The organism is Streptomyces sp. NPDC048504 (genome assembly GCF_043200035.1).
In the GTDB taxonomy this organism is placed as follows: Bacteria; Actinomycetota; Actinomycetes; order Streptomycetales; family Streptomycetaceae; genus Streptomyces.
In genome coordinates, this window is record NZ_JBICXA010000004.1 from 47,242 (window position 1) to 65,708 (window position 18,467).

Sequence of the window (18,467 nt, forward strand, 5' to 3'; positions counted from 1 at the left end):
TTGGGCACCACCCGGGCGACGCCGCGGGCAAGTCGGCTGTGCGGCTCGTACGAGTCCCAGACTGTAGGCGGGGACCCTGAGCCGGAGCCGCAAATTGTTAACAATTTTGATGATAGTTTTGTTAGAAGACGTCAGCGCGCCGACAATTCGGTCGCGGTGAAGCGCTCGAATCCCGCGTGATAGGCCGTGCCCCGCGAGTCGGTCGCGCTGTAGTGGAAGGCGGCCACACCACAGCCCCGCGCGTCGAAGGCGGCTCCGGTGTACGCGGCGACCCGGGTGCCGTCGACCGCGAGCTCCACCTTGATCCGGCCCTCACCGGCGGAGGAACAGGTCATCGACATGTCGACCTGCCGTTGGCTCTCCACCTTCAGGCCCAGGTCCGCGAGGTTCACCTCGACGACCCGGTCATGCTGGAACTTCCCCTTGAACCTGAACTCCCGCACGATCAGGGCTTCCTGATCTGTCGTCAGATAGGTCGCCCAGCGGGAACCCTTCCGGTAGTCCCCCGAGCCGTCGCACCACAGCCCGACCCCGCCCTCGCCTCCGTACCACTCCGTCTGGGTGCTCAGCCGTACCGCGAACGAGGACGGCTCGAAGGGCGCCTGCGGCCATACCTCCAGCTCGGGCCTGGGATCCACCAGCATGGTCCCGCCACTGTGCGTGATCTTCGCCAGGGTCGGGTCCTTGTACGACCAGTCGCCCGAGTCGGTCAAGTCATCGGTGTACGAGAGGAGTTGGGAGCCCGCGGCTCTCGTCGACCCCCCGGCCGACGAGGAGGCGGAGGACGGGCCACGGGTCTGCGGGCCGCCCTCCGTCGCCGATCCTCCCGAGGTGGTGCTGAGCACGACGGCGAGCAGCACCGCCACCGCGGCGCTGCCGGCCGCGAACCCCCATAGCCGCAGCTGCCTGGCGCTCAGGCCGGAGCCCGCGCCGCCGCTCCCGGGCCCGGGCCGCTGCGACGGCGTACGCGACTCCGTCCGCGCGCTGTCCCCCGCCTCCGTCGCCTCCGCGAGGCGGGTGACGAGCTGGGCGGCGGTGGGGCGTTCCGCCGGGTCCTTGCGCAGGCAGTCGGCGACGACCGAACGGACCGGCTCCGGTACGGCCGTGAGATCCGCGTCGCGGGTGCACACGGCGACGAGCACCTCGTAGTCGCTCTCCCCCTCGAAGGGATGGCGCCCCGTGGCGGCGAAGTACAGCGTGCCGCCGAGGGAGAACACGTCGGAGGCTGCGGTGACCCGGAGCGACTTGACCTGCTCGGGCGACATGTACGCGGGCGAGCCGAGCACGCTGCCCGGTGTGGTGAGCGCCGACTCCAGCAACCGGTCGTCGCGGGCGATACCGAAGTCGATGATCCGGGGTCCGTCCGGGGAGAGCAGGATGTTGGACGGCTTGATGTCCCGGTGCACGACGCCCACCCGGTGCACCTGAGCCAACGCGTGCGCGACGGCCAGCCCCAGGGATTGGAGCCGCCCGGAGGACAGCGGACCGTTGGCGGCCACATGCTGGTGGATCGTGGGGCCCTGGACGAACTCGCTGACGATGTAGGGGTGTTGTCCGGACAGATCGGCGTCGAGGACGCGTGCCGTGGCGAGTTCACCGACCCGGCTCGCCGCACCGAACTCCCGGCGTACGCGGGCGAGCGCGACCTCGTCGTACTCCTTGCCCGGCAGCAGGAACTTCACCACGACCTGCCGCCCCGTCCGGTCCCGGGCGAGCCACACCACTCCCTGTCCGCCCCGGCCGAGTTCGCGCTCACAGACGTATCCGCCCGACAACCGCATCCGCGGATCCATGCCCCCGCCCCCAGCCCCGCCCCCGGTTCATGGCCATCCTTCAGCGTATCGGCAACCCCCGGCCCCGACAGGCCTCTTGGCGCGGAACGGAAGCTCCGGCGGCGGCGCGGTGCCGAGGGACCCGCACGGACGCGGCCGGATCAAACCGGGTCACCGAAGCCGCCACAACCTCTCCCCGCGATCGCCACCCCGTCCACATCAAGGAAGTGCGACGGTGACGGCCTGAGGCAGGAATCGCACAGGCGAAGGAGCAACTCCCGGTCGCGGAGGCCGTGTCCAAGCCTTCCTGCCCGCGCAGACGCAAGGGCCAAGTCCCCCTCCTCGCTTGGCAGCCACTTCTCACCGGACCTCAACGCCCCCGAAAGCCACTCGGCTCCCCCCACTCGAAAGGCGCCTCACGTGAACGCTCCCGCCCTTTGTCGAATCCCCGTGCGTCACCTCGCGACGGCTCTGACCGCGTCCGCGTCCGCGCTCGCGCTCACCGCGTGCGGCGTCGTCGACGGAGTCGTCGGAAGCGACGGTTCCGCGTCTCCGAAGAAGGGCGACGACATCACGGTGGGACTGCTCCTGCCCGACAAGGACACCGCACGGTTCGAGGCCTTCGACCACCCCGTCATCACGAAGGAGGTCGCCGCCCTCACCAACGGCAAGGGCAAGGTCGTCTACGCCAACGCCGAGGCGAGCCAGGACAAGCAGAGCCGGCAGTTCCAGCAGATGGTGGACCAGAAGGTCGACGTCATCCTGGTGGACGCGCTGAACGCCAAGGCCATCGCGCCGGAGGTCCAGAAGGCGAAGGACGCCGGCATCCCCGTCATCGCCTACGACCGGCTGGCGGAGGGCCCGATCGACGCGTACGTCTCGCACGACAACGAACTCGTCGGCGAGATCCAGGCCCGCGCCATCATCACGGCGCTCGGCAGCAAGGCGGCCTCCAGCAAGATCGTCATGATGAACGGCGACCCCGCGGACACGAACTACGCGAAGTTCAAGGAGGGAGCCCTCGGCGAACTCCAGAACAACGTCAAGATAGCCAAGGTGTACGACACCGAGAAATGGTCGCCGGCGGTCGCCGAGACGAACATGAAGAACGCGATCAAGGCCGTCGGCCTCGACGACATCGCCGCGGTCTACGCGGCCAACGACGGCCTGGCGGGCGCCGTCATCAAGGCCCTGAAGGACGCGGGCGCCACCAAGATCCCACCGGTGACCGGCCAGGACGCGAACCTGGACGCGGTGCAGCGCATCGTCGCGGGCGAGCAGTACATGACCGCGTACAAGCCGTTCCCGGAAGAGGCCACCCGCGCCGCGGAGATGGCGGTGTACAAGGTGCAGGGCCGCGACATCCAGTTCGACTCCCTGACCCGCGACTCGGTCGACAGCCCCACGGAGAAGAAGATCCCCACGATGCTGGTCCCGGTGGTCGCGCTCACTAAGGACAACATCAAGGACACGGTGATCACGGACGGCATCTACACCGTCAAGGACATCTGCACCCCGCCGTACGCGGCGGCCTGCGCGGCGATCGGCCTGAAGTAGCGGCCACGCTCTGTACGGCTCGATGGCCTCACATCCCCACTCGGTGTTGAACCGACGCCGGGCCCGCGCCGGTTGGAGCGACGTCGTGCTCCCGCCGCGTCGCGGGCCGTCGCGTCACTCGTCGTTCACCCAGCGCATGAGGCGTTGCAGCGGGTAGAAGCCGTCGTGGGAGAGGCCCGGTGGCATTCCGCCCGCACTGCCGAGGGAGACCACGCGCTGGACTCCGGCGCAGGCGAGGGCGTCGCGCAGTTCCGCCTTGCGGGTGTCCGGGTACACGCCGACCGTCTGTGTGGCGACTCCGGCGTGCGCGACCGCCTGCGTCAGCTCGGCTACGGGGACGACGTCGACGATCTTTCCGTCGGGGTGGAAGTCCACCGGTTCGGGCGAGCGGATGACCAGGCCCCGGCCGTCGTAGCCGCCCCACACCCGGTAGTCGGGGGTCAGGGAGCGCAGGACGTCGATCTCCTCGCGGAGTTCCGCGGTGACCCGCGGGCCGTCGGCCGAGCTGAACTCCCTTGCCACGCCCAGCCGTTCGCACAGCAGGGCGGCGTAGCGGTCGGCGTCCGCCCAGGAGCCCTCGACGAACTGGAAGCGGCTGGCCACGCAGGCCTGCTGGTTGAAGAAGGTGGCGTCGGCGGCGCCCGCGTCGGCGGCTCGGGCAAGGGCTTCGGGGGACTCGAAGGCCTCGCGGCCGATCAGCGAGATGGAGGTCTTGGGGTCGAAGGAGACGAGCTCGAAGCCCGGACCGACGTACCGCAGTGCCCCGCGGATGGTGGCCTCGCCGCCCCAGGCGACCAGCTTGTCGAAGAACTGGGGGCGGAACAGCACGCTCTCCACCGCCTCGTCGCCGCCGCGCCAGTACACCGCGGAGAACGAGCGCACCACGGGATGGCCGGGGGCCACCGCCGCCATCGTGCGCAGGATCGCGGTCGCGGTGAACAGGTCGTTCGAGGGCAGCTTCAGCAGGTTGACGCCCTTGGTGAGGGCGCCGCGCACGACGGACATCGCGGCGACGCCGGGTGCGTTGCCGGCGATGATGTGCACCAGACGCGGTGGGAACGCGCGGGTGGCCGCGGTCCGGTTGTCGGGCAGGCGTACCTCGCGCCAGCCGTCGAGTACGTCCGCTCCGCCGAGTTCGTGGTCGATCTGGGCGTACAGGCCCGGCCGTCGGAAGCTGCGCCACAGCACGGCGTAGGCGCGTTCGAGGACCTCCGCGGGCAGCGGGCTGACCCGGACCATACGGTCGAGGGCCTCGGCGAGCAGTCCCTCGCGGTCGGCCTTGAGGGCCTCGCCGGTCTCCACCAGGAGGTCGACGATCTCCGCGACGGGCACGTGGAAGGCGGGTCCGGGTTCGGTGCGGGGCCGGACGAGGCGGTCCAGGTCGAGGGCCGGTGCGGTGAAGGCCGAGCCGGCGCGGCCGTACGCGACGGGTGAGCCGTGGTCGACCTCGCCGCGCACCACGTGCACGACCTCGGTGTCGGTCGTGGTGCTCATCCGTGGATCATCCCCCGCACATAGGAGTCGAGTGTCGCGGCGCAGGTGATCTTGTCCTCGCCGCCCAGGTCGCCGTAGCGCCTGATGGACGGCAGGACGGTCGGCCCCGCCCGGCCGCAGTCGCACGGCGAGAAGTCGACGAAGACCCGGTCTCCGCTGATCAGTCCGCCCCACCGGCCCTCCAGCGAGACGTCCAGGAAGGCGAACCGGCCCTCCACCACGCCCTGTTCGGTGTTGAGCAGCTTCTCGCCCGGCTCGTCCAGGACCAGCGGGATCACCCACGGCGGCACGTGGTAGTTGCCCGACTCGCAGGCCAGGCAGGATCCCTGAAGCTCCGTCATGCCGTAACTGCGCACCCGCCGTACGCCGTCGTAGAAGGCGGCGAACTGCTGCTGGTAGTCGTCGGGCAGGACCCCGTTCTTGTTGCCGCCGCCGCTGAGCACCAGCGTGTCCGGGTGGAGGCTCCCGTCGGGTACGCCCTGGGCGCGCAGGGCCTGGATCAGGGTGAACTGCTGGTTGTTCATCCCGGCGATCAGCAGCGGCTCGGTCCGGTGTGCGGCGATGTCGTCGACGATCTGCGCGACGGCCGCGCCGAGTTCCTCCTCACGGGTCCCGGACGCGGTCTCGAAGGAGCTGATCTCCTTCGGGGTGGCGGTGCCCTCCGCCATCCGGCGGCGCAGCAGGGCGCTGCCCATCAACTCCGAGACCCGCATGGGCTCTTCGGTGAGCAACCGTGTCTCGCCGGGCCGGACGAAGACGTCCGCGTGCCAGCGGTAGCCGTCGATGGAGCGCATCGGACCGCTCGCCGGTGCCAGGAGATAGCCGCGCCGGGTGGGCTCAGGCGGCAGCGGGTCGGGCCAGCAGGTGAGGTTCTCCAGGATGTCGTGCAGGAAACTCAGGTCGCTCGCGGCGCAGTTGAGGAAGGAGACCTTCCCGGAGGTGCCGCTGGTGATGTACGGGCGGTGGCCCGCGGCGGTGACACGGTCGGTCCAGTCGTCGATGTCGGTCACGCCCTCGACGTCGACGTCGCCCGGCTCGACCACCGACACCGTCGTGTACCAGCGCAGGAGACGGTCCCACCGGCCGCCGGTGATGAGGGAGAGGGGGTACGACTTGTAGCTGGTGTGGGAGAAGAGCAGGGGGACGAGGTCGTCGGGGCTCTCGATCCCGTGGACGCCGCTCTCCTCCGCCCGGGTGCGCAGCAGCGGGATGCGTTCGCGGTGGGCGGCGAAGGCCTCGCGCGCCGCGTCGAGCTGCAACTCCCGCAACTCCCGCGCGGGTTGGTCGAATGTGTCACCGGACCGGACCATGGCCCGGATCTGCTCACGTGCGCTGGGCACGGCAACCACCTCCATCAGTCATGAGGACGGGTTCTTCGCGAGATAGGAGGACTCGATGGCGTCGAGGTCCCCGCGCAGTTCTTTCGGGGTGCCGGTCATGACGACGCGGCCTCGGCGCAGTACGTAGACGCGGTCGGCGATGTCGAGCACCTTGCGCACGTGCTGTTCGACCAGCAGGGCGCCCAGGCCCTGGTCGGCCGCCTCGCGGACCGCGCGCAGGAGCCGGTCGACCACCAACGGGGCGAGGCCCAGGGAGAGTTCGTCGGCCAGGAGGAGCCGGGGGGTACGGCACAGGGCGCGCGCCAGCGACAGCATCTGCTGCTCGCCACCGGACAGCATGCCCGCACTGGTCCTGAGGCGTTTTTCGAGTTCGGGGAAGAGCGCGACGGCCCGGTCGGGCGGCACGCGCCCGACCCGTAGGTTGTCGGTGGTGTCGAGGCGGGTGAAGACCGCGCGCTCGCCGACGTAGGCGAGGCCCTCGCGGGCGCGGCGGTGCAGGGGTGCGTGGCCGGGGGTGCCCAGCCAGCGGACCTCGCCGCTCATCGGGGTCAGGTCGCCGGACAGCGCCCTGAGGGTGGTGGTCTTGCCCGCGCCGTTGGGGCCGAGCAGGGCGACGACCTCGCCCGGCCGGACCTCCAGGTCAAGGTCGCTGACGACGGGTCGGCTGCCGTATCCGGCGGACAGGGCGCGGGTCGCTATCAGGGGCACATCTGTGTCGTGCACGGGGTCTCTCCTCAACCGGCGTCGGCCGAAGTCAGGCGGAGTAAGCCGGAGTTGGCCGGACCGAAGTGGACTCAGCCGGACGACGCGGCCGTCAGCACCTTGCGGACGTCGACGAAGGTCGACCCGGCCTTGGCCCACTCGATCTTCCCGTCGCGGATGGTGAGTTCGGTGGCTGTCGTGTTGTGGATGCGGTCAAGTCCCTTGATCGGCAGGGCCGTCGACACCTTCCAGTTCAGGGGCGGGGTAAGGCCTCCGGTGTCGATGCCGGAGGTGGTGTTCAACTCCTTCACCAGCGCCTCGGCCGAGATCGTCGGCAGCTTCTTCGCGGCCTCGGTGAAGACCTTGAAGGCCACCCAGGTCGTGGCGTTGGCGCCGTTGGTGGTGTCGATGTCCTTGCCCTTGGCCGCCGTCACGAAGTCCTTCCAGACGGCGTCGGAGGTCGGCGGGTAGTAGCCGGTGATCGCGGCTCCCTCCAGCGGGCTGCCGCTTCCGCCGGTGCTCTCGGCCAGTTGCGGGGTGAGGTTGCCGACCACGCTGGCGAGCTTCGTCTTGTCGCCGGACTGCACGTACGACTTCACGAACAGGTCGGAGGCGGTGCCCAGGATGACGCTCACGCAGTCGCTGCCCTTGGTCGCGGCGACCTGCGGGGCGAGGTCGGTGGCGGTGAGCGGCACCTTGAGGTCCTTGGGCGGCGTCCCTCCGGCGGAGGTCACGCCCAGGGTGAGGAACTGCGAGACCACGGCCGCGGCGGCCACGTCGTACCGGACGCCGGTGATCTTCTTGCAGCCCTGCTCCACCAGTTGCCGGCCGTGCGCGGCGAACACCACCGGGGTGCCGCCGTTGACCGGGAAGGAAAGCGGGTTGGAGAACTCCGCCGCGGAGACGCCGGTGCCGCCGATGTACGGGATGCCGGCCTTCTGCAGGATGGGCATGTAGCGGTCCCCGGCGAGGCTGTAGGAGCCCACGACCGCGGCCACCTTGTCGGCGACGGCCTGCTGGGCGCACTTCTCGGCCTCGTCGGGGTCGCCCTTCTCGTTGCAGAACTCGACCTTGAGGGGTCCGCCCTTGATCCCGCCGTTGGCGTTGATCCACTTCTCATAGGCCTGGGCGGTGAGGTGGATCCCGGGCTGGGCGCTGCCCTGGGTGTTCTCCGGCGCCCAGACCATCACCTTGACCGGGGTGCCTTTCAGCGAGGAGGTCTCGGCCGAGCTGTCGGCCGACGCGCCTCCCCCGCACCCTGCGGCGAGCAGGGCTCCGGTCACCCCGAGACAGCTGGCCGCGGCGCTTCTGCGTCGGCGTGAGTCGTTCATGGTCCCTCCGGGGCTCGCGCCCAAAGTGGGCGACGTCGAGATGCCGAACAGCATGGGGCGCATTTTTGGGTTAGTGAAGTACTCTCGGCACAATTATTTAAATGAATGCACTGTCTCGTCCCGTGTCTGGGAGGTTCCTCGGATGGACGACGTCCTGCGCTTCGCGCTGCTCGGCCTGGGGCTCGGCGCCCTCTACGCGCTCACCGCACACGGCATCGTGCTGGTCTACCGGGGCTCCGGCGTCCTGAACTTCGCGCACGGCGCGATCGGGATGGCCGGCGCCTACGTCCAGTGGGAACTCGCCGTCAGCCACGGCGTGCCGTACTGGCCCGCCACCGCGTGCGGCGTGCTCACCTCCGCCGTACTGGGCGTGCTCACCCACCTGTTGGTGATCCGTCCGCTGCGCAGGGCGTCCACCCTGGCCCGGCTGGTCGGCACCCTCGCGGTGTTCATCGTGCTCACCGCGATCGCCGTCAAACGCTACGGCGACAGCCTGCAGTTGGTCCCGGGCAAGCTGCCCACGCGGCTGCTGACGATCGCCGGGGCGACGGTCTCCGAGGACCGCGTGTGGCTGCTCGGCATCGCGCTCGCCGTGACCGCGGTCCTCCATCTCCTCTACAAGCGCACCCTGTTCGGCCTGGGCACCACCGCGGTCGCCGAGAACGAGGGCGCCGCCGCGGCGCTCGGCTGGTCCCCGGACGTGATCGCCGCCGGCAACTGGGCACTGGGTTCAGCGCTCGCGGGGCTCACGGCCATCCTGATCGTGCCGGTGATCGGCCTGTCGGTGACCGGGCTGACCACGCTGCTGCTGAGCGCGCTGGCCGCCGCCCTGGTCGGCAGGTTCTCGTCGTTCCCGATCACCCTGGCGGGCGGTCTGGTCATCGGGGTCGCGCAGTCCGAACTCACGCGCTTCGGCTCGGGCGTCACCGGGCTCGCCTCCTCGGTGCCGTTCCTCTTCATCGCCCTGGTGCTGGTCGCGCGCGGCCGGGCACTGCCGCTGCGCGGCACGTTCCTCGACCGCCTCCCGGCACTGGGCACCGGCAAGGTTCGCCCCGTCCCCCTCGCCCTGGCCGTCGTGATCGGGCTGGTCCTGGTGAGCGTGTCCACCCCGCTGTGGGCCGACGCGATCACCAGCACCCTGGTGCTCTCGCTGATCATCCTGTCGATCATCGTGGTCACCGGCTACGCGGGCCAGGTGTCGCTCGCGGCCTACGCCCTCGCCGGGACCGGCGCCTTCATCGCCGGGCACGCGGCGGCGGACTGGGGCTGGTCCTTCGAACTCGCCCTATTGGCAGGTGTGTTGGGCACCGTCCCAATAGGCCTGCTGTTCGCGCTGCCGGCCGTGCGCACCCGCGGGGTCAATCTCGCGATCATCACGCTCGGGCTCGGCACCACCCTGGAGGCGATGGTCTTCCAGAACACCGACCTGTCGACGACACCCGGCAGCGACGGCATCGCGGTCGGCAAGCAGACACTCTTCGGCATCAGCATCTCCGGGGTCGACCATCCGCAGCGGTACGCCGCCGTGGTCCTGGTCCTGTTCGTCGCCGCCACGCTCGTGGTCGCCAACGTCAGGCGCGGCCGCACCGGCCGCCGGCTCATCGCCGTACGGGCCAACGAACGGGCCGCGGCCGCCCTCGGTATCGATGTCCGCGCGGCCAAGCTCTACGCCTTCGGTCTGTCCTCGGCCATCGCCGCGCTCGCCGGAGTGCTGACCGGCTTCCGCTCGACGTCGGTGGTGTTCTCCGACTTCGCGAGTTTCGACTCCGTGACCGCGCTCGGGCTCGCCGTCATCGGCGGTGTCGGCTTCCTCGTCGGCCCGCTGTTCGGCGCCACGTTCGCCGCGGGTACGGTCGGCGCCCGGTTCGGGGACCTGGTGGTGCCCGGGCTGAGCGAGTGGATGCCGCTGATCGGCGGGATCATCCTGGTGCTGACCCTGGTGGGCAACCAGGACGGCATCGGGAGGGAACTCGGCAGGCGGACAAGGGGACTTGAGCGAAAGCTGCGCCCGCAGCGCGCTGCCGTCGCGCCCGAGGAGGAGCCAGCTCCCCTGCCGGACGTCCCCCGCGCCGCACCCCTCCCCCTGCACGTGCGCGACCTCACTGTCCGCTACGGCGGTGTCGTCGCCGTCGACGGGCTCTCGCTGGACGTCGAACCGGGCCGGGTGGTGGGTCTCATCGGCCCCAACGGCGCCGGCAAGACCTCCGCCATCGACGCCGTCACCGGCTTCACCCGGGCCGCGGCCGGCAGTGTCCACCTCGGCGAGCGGGACGTGACCCGGGTGCCGGTGCACCGGCGGGCCGGGGCCGGGCTGAGCCGGTCCTTCCAGTCGCTGGAGCTGTTCGAGGACATGACGGTCCTGGACAACCTCTACGCCGCATGCGAGCGACCCGGGCGGTGGACCTGGCTCACCGACCTGGTTCGTCCCGGCAGTCGCCCGTTGCCCGCCCAAGTACTGGTCGCGGTAAGGGAGTTCGGACTCCAGGAGAGCCTGGACCGGCCGGTGGGCGATCTGTCGTACGGCGAGCGGCGGTTGCTGGCGATCGCGCGGGCGGTGGCGACCTCGCCGTCCGTGCTGCTGCTGGACGAACCGGCGGCGGGGCTGTCCGACGACGAGACACGGGAGTTGGCCCGGCTGGTGCGGCGGCTCGCCGAGGAGTGGGGCATGGGGGTGCTGCTCGTCGAGCACGACGTCGACATGGTGATGAGCGTCTGCGACCAGGTCGTCGTCCTCGACTTCGGCCGCAGGATCTGCGCCGGCACCCCGGACGAGGTGCGCCGCGATCCGGCGGTCCGGGCGGCCTACCTGGGCGACCTGGAGCCGGAGACGACGGCCTGAGCGCGGCCGCCCGGACCGAGGCGACGACGTCCGCCTCGGCCGGGCCGGCCATCTCCCCCCGCCACTCGGGTCCGGACGGTGAGCGGGCATGACGCCACCGGCCCGCGGGCTTCCGCGCCGCGGGCCGGTCTGAGGCGACCCGGTGGGCGAAGTGGCCGACGCCGACGCACCGTTGACGGATCGCGTTCGTGCGCCGGCGCTGGCAGGTGCGCCCCCTGCGGGACCGCGTCACGCCTCGCGCAGGTCCGCCACGTACGGCGCGTGGGACAGCAGTCCGCCGTCCACGCGCAGGGTGTGCCCGGTGACGAAGGCGGACTCGTCGGAGGCGAGGAAGACGACCGCCGACGCGACGTCCTCCGGCCGTCCCAGGCGTGGGGTGAGGTGATGGCGCAGCATCTTCTCGCGGATCGCCCCGTGGGCCGAACCGGCGCTGGCCGGCGTGACGATGAATCCCGGGGCGATGGCGTTGCAGCGCACGCCTTGTTTGCCGTACTGGGTGGCGACGTACTGCGTGAGGTTGATGAGGGCGGCCTTCGAGGCGCCGTACGCGGGGTTGCGCAGGTCGCCCGCGAGACCGGCGCCGGACGAGGTGTTGATGATCGATCCGGCACCGCGGGCGATCATGTGCGGGACGGCGGCCTGGATCGCGACCATGGTGCCGCGCAGGTTGATCCGCATCGTCTCGTCCCAGACCGTCGGATCTGCCTCCAGGACGGCGAGGTCCTTCCGGGCTGCCAGGTGGGTGGCCGCCGCGTTGTTGTGCAGGACGTCGAGGCCGCCGTAGGTGTCAACGGCCGTGGCCACCATGGCCCGTACGGAGTCGATGTCGCCCAGGTCGACCTGGACCGCCGTGGCGAATCCGCCGGCGGCCCGGATCTCCTCCGTGACCGCCTTGGCGCCGTCGAGGTTCAGATCCGCTACGACCGTATGGGCGCCCTCGGCCGCCAGGCGGCGGGCGGTGGCGGCGCCGATGCCGGACGCGGCCCCGGTCACGATCGCGATCTTGTCGTCGAGTCGTCCCATGGCTCAACCACCTTTCTCAGTCGGTGAGTTCGCTGCCGACGACGGAGACGAAGGAGACGCATTCGCCGGGGCCGCCGCCGAGGTTGTGGGTCAGGGCGAGGGTGCGGCCCTCGGCCACGGAGCCGACCGTCCGCTCGGGCGGTGCCTCGCCGCGCAGTTGGAGCCAGGCCTCGAACATCATGCGCAGCCCGGAGGCGCCGATGGGGTGGCCGAAGGCCTTCAGGCCTCCGTCCGGGTTGACCGGCAGGGTCCCGTCCAGGTCGAACGCGCCGCTGGTGACGTCCTTCCAGGCCTGCCCGCGCTCGGAGAAGCCCAGGTCCTCCATGAGCACCAACTCCGTTGGTGTGAAGCAGTCGTGGACCTCGGCGAGGGCGAGTTCGGCGCGCGGGTCGGTGATGCCCGCCTGCCGGTAGGCCTCCTGGGCGGAGACGACGGCCTCGGGGAAGGTGGTGAAGTCGTAGTCGGGGTCGAGGAGTCCGTCCGCCGGTCCTGCGACGAAGGACAGGGCCTTCACGAAGATCGGCTTGTCCGTGTACTTGTAGGCGTCCTCGGCGCGTACGACGATCGCCGCCGCCGATCCGTCGGAGACCCCCGAGCAGTCGAACACGCCGAGCATGCCCGCGACGATCGGCGCCGACCGGATGCGCTCCAGCGGCACCTCCTTGCGGAACTGGGCGCGGGGGTTGCGGGCGCCGTTCACATGGTTCTTCCAGGCGATGCGGGTGATGACGTCCTTCAACTCCTCTTCCGCCAGGCCGTACTTGGCCGCGTAGGCGGGGGCGAGGAGGGAGAAGTTCGCCGGGGCGGTGATCTCGCCGCGGCTGTCGTCGCCCGCGCCGGGCATCGAAGTGCCCGAGAGCCCGGACATGCCGGAGTCCTTGAGCTTCTCCACGCCGACCGCCATCGCCACGTCGTACGCGCCCGAGGCAACCGCGTAACAGGCGTTGCGCAGCGCCTCAGAACCGGTCGCGCACATGTTCTCCAGGCGGGTGACCGGCTTGTACGGTAGGTGCAGCGGGCGGCTGAGGGTCAGCCCGGAGACTCCGGAGGCCTGGGTGCCGAGCCAGAACGCGTCGATGTCGTCGAGCGTGATGCCGGCCGAGGTGACCGCCTCGCCCACGGCGTCGACCAGCAGGTCGTCCGCCGAGCGGGTCCAGTGTTCACCGAAGGGCGTGCACCCCATGCCGACGATCGCGACCCGGTCCCGGATTCCGTGCGAGCTCATGCGCCTGTCCCCTCGGTCTCGCCGGTGCGTACCGGCCGGGCCTTCCAGAAGTAGTTGTGGACGCCGGCGGCTGTGACCGTGCGCCGGAAGGTCATCTCGACCCGGGCGCCGATGACGGCGTCGGCCTCGGTGGCGTCGGTGAGCTGGCAGCGGAAGCGGCCACCGCCGTCGTAGTCGACGACCACGACGAGCATCGGCGGGCTCGGTGTGTGGGCCAGCCGGTCCACGGTGAACGTGGCGACCGTGCCCCGCACCTGTGCCATCGGCTCGTCGGTCATGGCGTCGACGCTCCGGCAGGACACGCACACCCGGTCCGGCGGCAGATGCCGGGTCCCGCACTTCTCGCAACGGGAGGCGACGAAGCCGTACTTCCAGCTGTTGCGGCGGTGCGCGGGCGGCGCGTAGGGCGGCTCGGGGTCCGGGCGCCGGGGTGGTTCGCGGTCGAGGAGGCCGCGCCAGGAGAGGTAGGTGGCGTACGGCATGGGGGCGCCGCCCGCGGCGATCTGCGCGGCGACCGGGCGGGCGGCGCGGTGTGCGGGGAGGGCGTCGGTGGTGCGCAGGAGCAGGACTCCGGCGCCGTCGCCGAGCACGACGAGCGCGATGATCCGGCCGGGTTCGGCCCGGTCTAGGACGTCGGCGAGGAGCAGCCCGGGCTGGGCGGTGCCGGCGTTGCCGATCTCCGCGGTGAGGTCGGCGGTCGCCGCCTCGGGCCGTACGCCTGAGGTACGACGCACCGTCGCGCACGCGCGTGCGTGCAGGCCGGAGACGATGAGGTGGTCGATGGCGCCCCGGTCCAGGCCCGCCTGGTCGAGGGCGGCGCTGAGCGCCTTGTCCGCGAGGGAGACGTAGATCTCCTCCGCGAAGCGCTCCTCCCAGACGCGCGAGGCGGGCGCGCCGGGCAGCCGCCAGCGGTCGAGGATCTCGTCGCTGACCGTGTCGTGGGCGAGCAGCTCCGCGATCACCGGGGCTCCGTTGCGGTGGCCGCCGAAGGCGAACGCCGCCGCACCGTCGCCGCCCGCGACCTCGTCGCCGCCGCCGGGCAGACCGGTGCGCAGGTCGGACAGGACCGTCAGGGTCGGCGCCGGGGAGCGGGCCGCGGTGACGAGCGCGCCGAGACCGGAGCGGACGGAGCCCGCCATGTCGACGGCGAGGACGTGCGGGTCCAGGCCGAGCGCGGCGTGGACGGCGGTCGCGTTCGTCTTGTCGAGGTAGGCGGGCGCGGCGGTGGCGAGGAACAACTGGCCGATGCGGGTGCGCAGTCCGTCCCTGGCCAGGGTGGACCGTGCCGCCTCGACGGCCATCGAGGTGGTGTCCTCGTCGTAGCCCGCGACCGCGCGCGTGCCCCGGGACGGGGTCGTCCCGAGGGTGGCGGCGACGTCGGCGCGGGCGAGGCGGTGGTACGGCACGTAGGCGCCGTATGCGATCAGTCCGGCCATCAGCGTCCTCCATTGGCGTCGGTTGTGTGCGTGGGCCGTTCGAAGACCGCTGCCAGGCCCTGGCCGCCGCCGAGGCACATGGTCTCCAGGCCGAACCGGGCCTGGCGGCGGTCGAGTTCGCGCAGCAGGGTGGCGAGGATGCGGCCGCCGGTGGCGCCGACGGGGTGGCCCAGCGAGATGCCGGAGCCGTTGACGTTGAACCGCTCGAAGTCGGCCTTGGTCAGGGCCCATTCGCGGGTGCAGGCGAGCACCTGGGCGGCGAAGGCCTCGTTGAGTTCGATCAGGTCGATGTCGGCGAGTTTCAGTCCCGCGCGTTCAAGTGCCTTGGCCGTGGCGGGTACCGGGCCGATGCCCATCGTCTCCGGCGGCACGCCCACCACGGCCCAGGAGACCAGGCGGGCCAGGGGGCGCAAGCCGAGTTCGGCGGCGCGCTCGGGGTGGGTGACGACGCACAGGGCGGCGCCGTCGTTCTGTCCGCTGGCGTTGCCCGCGGTGACGGTCGCCTGCGGGTCCTGTCGGCCGAGTACGGGGCGCAGGCTCGCGAGTTTCTCCAACGTCGAGTCGGGGCGCGGGTGTTCGTCGGTGTCGACGACCGTCTCGCCCTTCCTCGTCCGTACGGTGACCGGCACGATCTCGTCGGTGAAGCGGCCCTCGCGCTGGGCGGCGACCGCCTTCTCGTGGGAGCGCAGGGCGAGTCGGTCCTGCTCCTCGCGGGGGATCGTGTACTCGCGCCGCAGGTTCTCGGCGGTCTCCAACATCCCACCGGGCACAGGGTGGTTGACGCCTCCGGAGGTGACCCGGCCGCGGACCAGCCGGTCGTGCAGGGTGGTGCCCGCGCCGCGCACGCCGAAGCGGACGCCGGTGGTGTAGAACTCGGCCTGGCTCATCGACTCGACGCCGCCGGCCAGCACGAGGTCGCTCGCGCCGGTCTGCACCTGCATCGCCGCCGTGATGATCGCCTGCAGTCCGGAGCCGCAGCGGCGGTCGATCTGCAGTCCCGGCACCTCCACCGGCAGACCGGCGTCCAGGGCCGCCACGCGGCCGATGGCCGGGGCCTCGCCGTTGGGGTAGCACTGGCCCAGCAGCACGTCGTCGACGGCGGCGGGCGGGATACCGGTGCGGTCCAGTACGGCGCGTACGACGGCGGCGGCCAGCTCGGTCGCCGGCACGTCGCGGAAGACGCCTCCGTAGCCACCGACGGGGGTACGCACAGGTTCGCAGATCACCGCGTCACGCAGGAGGGCGGGCATCGGCCATGCCTTTCATGAGGGGTCACATGTACCGGCCGCCGGTCACCTCGACCACGGCTCCGGTGACGTAGCTCGCCATGTCGGAGGCGAGGAAGAGGACGACCTGGGCGACCTCGGCGGGTTCGCCCGCGCGGCCCAGGGGGATCTCGGCGAGCTTCGCGTCCCAGGCGGCCCGCGGCATCGCCTCGGTCATGGCGGTGCGGATCAGGCCGGGCTGTACGGCGTTGACGCGAATGCCCGCCCTGGCAAGCTCCTTGGCGGAGGCCTTGGTGAGGCCGACGAGTCCGGCCTTGGCGGCGCTGTAGTTCGTCTGGCCGAAGTTGCCGACCTTGCCGGCGATGGAGGAGATGTTGACGATGCTGCCACCGCGTCCGTGCGCGCGCATCGCCTCGGCGGCGTGCCGACTGCCGTTCCAGGCGCCGGTCAGATGGACGTCGACGACCGCGCGGAAGTCGGACAGCGCCATCTTGCGCAGGGTCGCGTCCCGGGTGATCCCGGCGTTGTTGACCATGACGCCTACGGGGCCGAAGGTGTCGGCGCAGTGGGCGACCAGGGCGGCGACCTCGTCCTCGTCGGTGACGTCGCAGCGCAGCGAGGTGGCGGCCACACCGTTCTTGGCCAGGCGCTCGGCGGCTTCCGCCGCTGCGTCCTCGTTGATGTCGCCGAGGACGACGGACGCGCCCGCGGCGCCGAGCACACCGGCGATCTCGAAGCCGATGCCCTGTGCGCCGCCGGTGATGACAGCGTTCCGGCCGTCCAGCAGTCCCATGTCAGCCCGCCCTTGGCTCGACGCCGTCCCCCACTATTCCTTCTAAATAGATAACCTATTATGCTGAAACAATCAATACAGCGATCGGCTGGGTGACCGTGGCCGGGCGAGGGGAGCACACGGGTGGACATCAGCTATCCCGCGGAGACCGAGACGTTCCGCGCCGAGGTCAGAGCGTTCCTCGCCGAGACGTTGCCGCCGGACTGGCAGGGCATCGGCGCCCTCGACCAGGAGGCCGCCTGGGCCTTCGCCCGGGACTGGCGGCGCCTGCTCGCCGAGCACCGCTACCTCTCCCTCACCTGGCCCGAGCGGTACGGCGGCCGTGGCCTGTCCAAGCTCCACCAGGTGGTCCTGATGGAGGAACTGGCCCTGGCCGGTGTGCCGTTCGGGCTGCCGCAGGACACCTTCGGCGTGAAGATGCTGGCGAACACGCTGCTGCGCTGGGGCACGAACGAGCAGCGCGGCCACTTCCTGCCGCGGATCCTCAGCGGCGAGGACACCTGGTGCCAGGGGTACTCGGAGCCCGACGCGGGTTCGGACCTGGCGTCGCTGACGACGCGCGCCGTCCGCGAAGGCGACGAGTGGGTGATCGACGGCCAGAAGGTGTGGACGTCCGGCGCCCACCACAGCGACTGGATCTTCGTGCTCGCCCGCACGGACCGCACCGCCCCCAAGCACCGCGGCATCTCCTTCCTTCTCGTCCCGCTGGACCAACCCGGCGTCGAGGTACGGCCGTTCCGCATGATGAGCGGCCAACTCCACTTCAACGAGGTCTTCTTCAACGGCGCCCGCACCCGCGCCGACCTCGTCGTGGGCGGCGTCGACAACGGCTGGACCGTCGCCCAGAGCCTGTTGGGCGTGGAGCGCGGCGAGGAGGCGGCGACCAACCCGATCCTGTTCCGGGCCGAGGTGGAACGCCTGGTGGAACTGGCCCGCCTGTACGGCAGGGACCAGGATCCGGTCATTCGGCAGCGGATCGCCTGGTGCTGGTCCAAGGTCGAGATCATGCGCTATCTCGGCTACCGGATCCTCACCGGTTGGCTCAAGGGCGCGGAGCCGGGCCCCGAGTCGTCCATCGCCAAGCTGTACTGGAGCGAGTACCACACGAAGGTCACCGATCTGGCGATGGACATCATGGGCCTGCACGCCCAAGTGCCGGTCGGCCGACCGCCGTTGCGCACCTACCGCACCGACGACCCCGGCGCCGCGAACTCCTCGGCGTCCTGGTCGACGACCTACCTGATCGCCCGCTCCGGCACGATCTACGCGGGCACCTCGCAGGTGCAGCGGAACATCCTCGCGGAGAAGGTACTGGGGCTGCCGCGCGAGCCGAGGGCGACGGTTGGTTGAGGCGGGACCGGCGACGGCTGGTCGCGGCCGGTTCAGGGACGGCCGGTTGCGGCAGGTTCGGCGGCGGCCGGTCAAGGCCGGTTCAGGGACGGCTGGTTGTGGCGAGTCCGCCGATGGCCGGTCATGGCCGGTTCAGCGACTGCCGGTTGCGGCGAGTCCGCCGATGGCCGGTCATGGCCGCATCAGCAACTCCCGGTTACGGCGAGTCCGCCGATGGCCGGTCATGGCCGGTTCAGCGACTGCCGGTTGCGGCGAGTCCGGCGGCGGCTGGTCGAGCCGGTTCGGCGCACCCCAGGCCGCGGTCAGTCGGCGGCTGCCGCCGCGCCGGAGGGCTCCAAATAGGCTCGGCCGGGCCGATTCCGCATCCACGCGGTCGGCC

13 protein-coding genes are annotated in these 18,467 nt (G+C 71.1%); 3 read left to right on the forward strand and 10 right to left on the reverse strand.

Annotated features, from left to right (window positions below; genetic code table 11):
- Window positions 1-131 precede the first annotated feature (131 nt).
- Entirely contained in the window at window positions 132-1,793 is a 1,662-nt protein-coding gene (locus ACGFY9_RS11105) for a serine/threonine-protein kinase (RefSeq protein ID WP_393753436.1), read from the reverse strand.
- Between the two features lie 429 nt (window positions 1,794-2,222).
- Between ACGFY9_RS11105 and ACGFY9_RS11110 the strand changes: the two genes are divergently transcribed.
- Window positions 2,223-3,329: a sugar ABC transporter substrate-binding protein gene (locus ACGFY9_RS11110; protein WP_393753437.1), complete on the forward strand. Its 1,107-nt coding sequence runs from the start codon at window positions 2,223-2,225 to the stop codon at window positions 3,327-3,329.
- 114 nt (window positions 3,330-3,443) lie between these two features.
- Here the strand turns inward: ACGFY9_RS11110 and ACGFY9_RS11115 are convergent, their stop codons facing one another.
- From ACGFY9_RS11115 to ACGFY9_RS11130, 4 genes are all read right to left on the reverse strand, one after another.
- Window positions 3,444-4,823: an acyl-CoA reductase gene (locus ACGFY9_RS11115; RefSeq protein ID WP_393753438.1), complete on the reverse strand. Its 1,380-nt coding sequence runs from the start codon at window positions 4,821-4,823 to the stop codon at window positions 3,444-3,446.
- Window positions 4,820-6,163 carry a hypothetical protein gene (locus ACGFY9_RS11120; RefSeq protein WP_393753439.1) on the reverse strand — a complete coding sequence of 448 codons (1,344 nt, stop codon included), beginning with the start codon at window positions 6,161-6,163 and terminating at the stop codon, window positions 4,820-4,822. Before ACGFY9_RS11120 ends, ACGFY9_RS11115 begins: the two co-directional genes overlap by 4 nt.
- An 18-nt stretch (window positions 6,164-6,181) precedes the next feature.
- Window positions 6,182-6,886 carry an ABC transporter ATP-binding protein gene (locus tag ACGFY9_RS11125; protein ID WP_393753440.1) on the reverse strand — a complete coding sequence of 235 codons (705 nt, stop codon included), beginning with the start codon at window positions 6,884-6,886 and terminating at the stop codon, window positions 6,182-6,184.
- A gap of 71 nt (window positions 6,887-6,957) precedes the next feature.
- The gene (locus ACGFY9_RS11130) at window positions 6,958-8,196 is read right to left on the reverse strand and encodes an ABC transporter substrate-binding protein (RefSeq protein WP_393753441.1); all 1,239 of its coding nucleotides are present in this window, start codon (window positions 8,194-8,196) and stop codon (window positions 6,958-6,960) included.
- Between the two features lie 142 nt (window positions 8,197-8,338).
- Between ACGFY9_RS11130 and ACGFY9_RS11135 the strand changes: the two genes are divergently transcribed.
- Window positions 8,339-11,035: an ATP-binding cassette domain-containing protein gene (locus tag ACGFY9_RS11135; protein ID WP_393753442.1), complete on the forward strand. Its 2,697-nt coding sequence runs from the start codon at window positions 8,339-8,341 to the stop codon at window positions 11,033-11,035.
- A 228-nt stretch (window positions 11,036-11,263) separates the two neighbouring features.
- Here ACGFY9_RS11135 and ACGFY9_RS11140 read toward each other — a convergent pair whose 3' ends face one another.
- Genes ACGFY9_RS11140 through fabG form a run of 5 tightly spaced genes read right to left on the reverse strand, consistent with a single transcriptional unit; the run spans window position 11,264 to window position 16,738 of the window.
- Complete coding sequence (locus ACGFY9_RS11140; protein ID WP_393753443.1) at window positions 11,264-12,058, reverse strand: SDR family NAD(P)-dependent oxidoreductase; 795 nt, start codon at window positions 12,056-12,058, stop codon at window positions 11,264-11,266.
- A gap of 16 nt (window positions 12,059-12,074) precedes the next feature.
- Window positions 12,075-13,283 (reverse strand): acetyl-CoA acetyltransferase, encoded by a 1,209-nt coding sequence (locus tag ACGFY9_RS11145; RefSeq protein WP_393753444.1) that lies wholly within the window; start codon window positions 13,281-13,283, stop codon window positions 12,075-12,077.
- Entirely contained in the window at window positions 13,280-14,719 is a 1,440-nt protein-coding gene (locus ACGFY9_RS11150; protein WP_393753445.1) for an OB-fold domain-containing protein, read from the reverse strand. The genes ACGFY9_RS11145 and ACGFY9_RS11150 overlap by 4 nt, the downstream gene beginning before the upstream one ends.
- Entirely contained in the window at window positions 14,719-15,969 is a 1,251-nt protein-coding gene (locus ACGFY9_RS11155; RefSeq protein ID WP_393753446.1) for an acetyl-CoA C-acetyltransferase, read from the reverse strand. The genes ACGFY9_RS11150 and ACGFY9_RS11155 overlap by 1 nt, the downstream gene beginning before the upstream one ends.
- A 22-nt stretch (window positions 15,970-15,991) precedes the next feature.
- Window positions 15,992-16,738 (reverse strand): 3-oxoacyl-ACP reductase FabG, encoded by a 747-nt coding sequence (gene fabG, locus ACGFY9_RS11160; protein WP_393753447.1) that lies wholly within the window; start codon window positions 16,736-16,738, stop codon window positions 15,992-15,994.
- A gap of 123 nt (window positions 16,739-16,861) precedes the next feature.
- Here fabG and ACGFY9_RS11165 point away from each other — a divergent pair, with 123 nt between their 5' ends.
- Window positions 16,862-18,088, forward strand: coding sequence for an acyl-CoA dehydrogenase family protein (locus ACGFY9_RS11165; RefSeq protein WP_393753448.1), 1,227 nt, complete (start codon window positions 16,862-16,864; stop codon window positions 18,086-18,088).
- Window positions 18,089-18,467 lie beyond the last annotated feature (379 nt).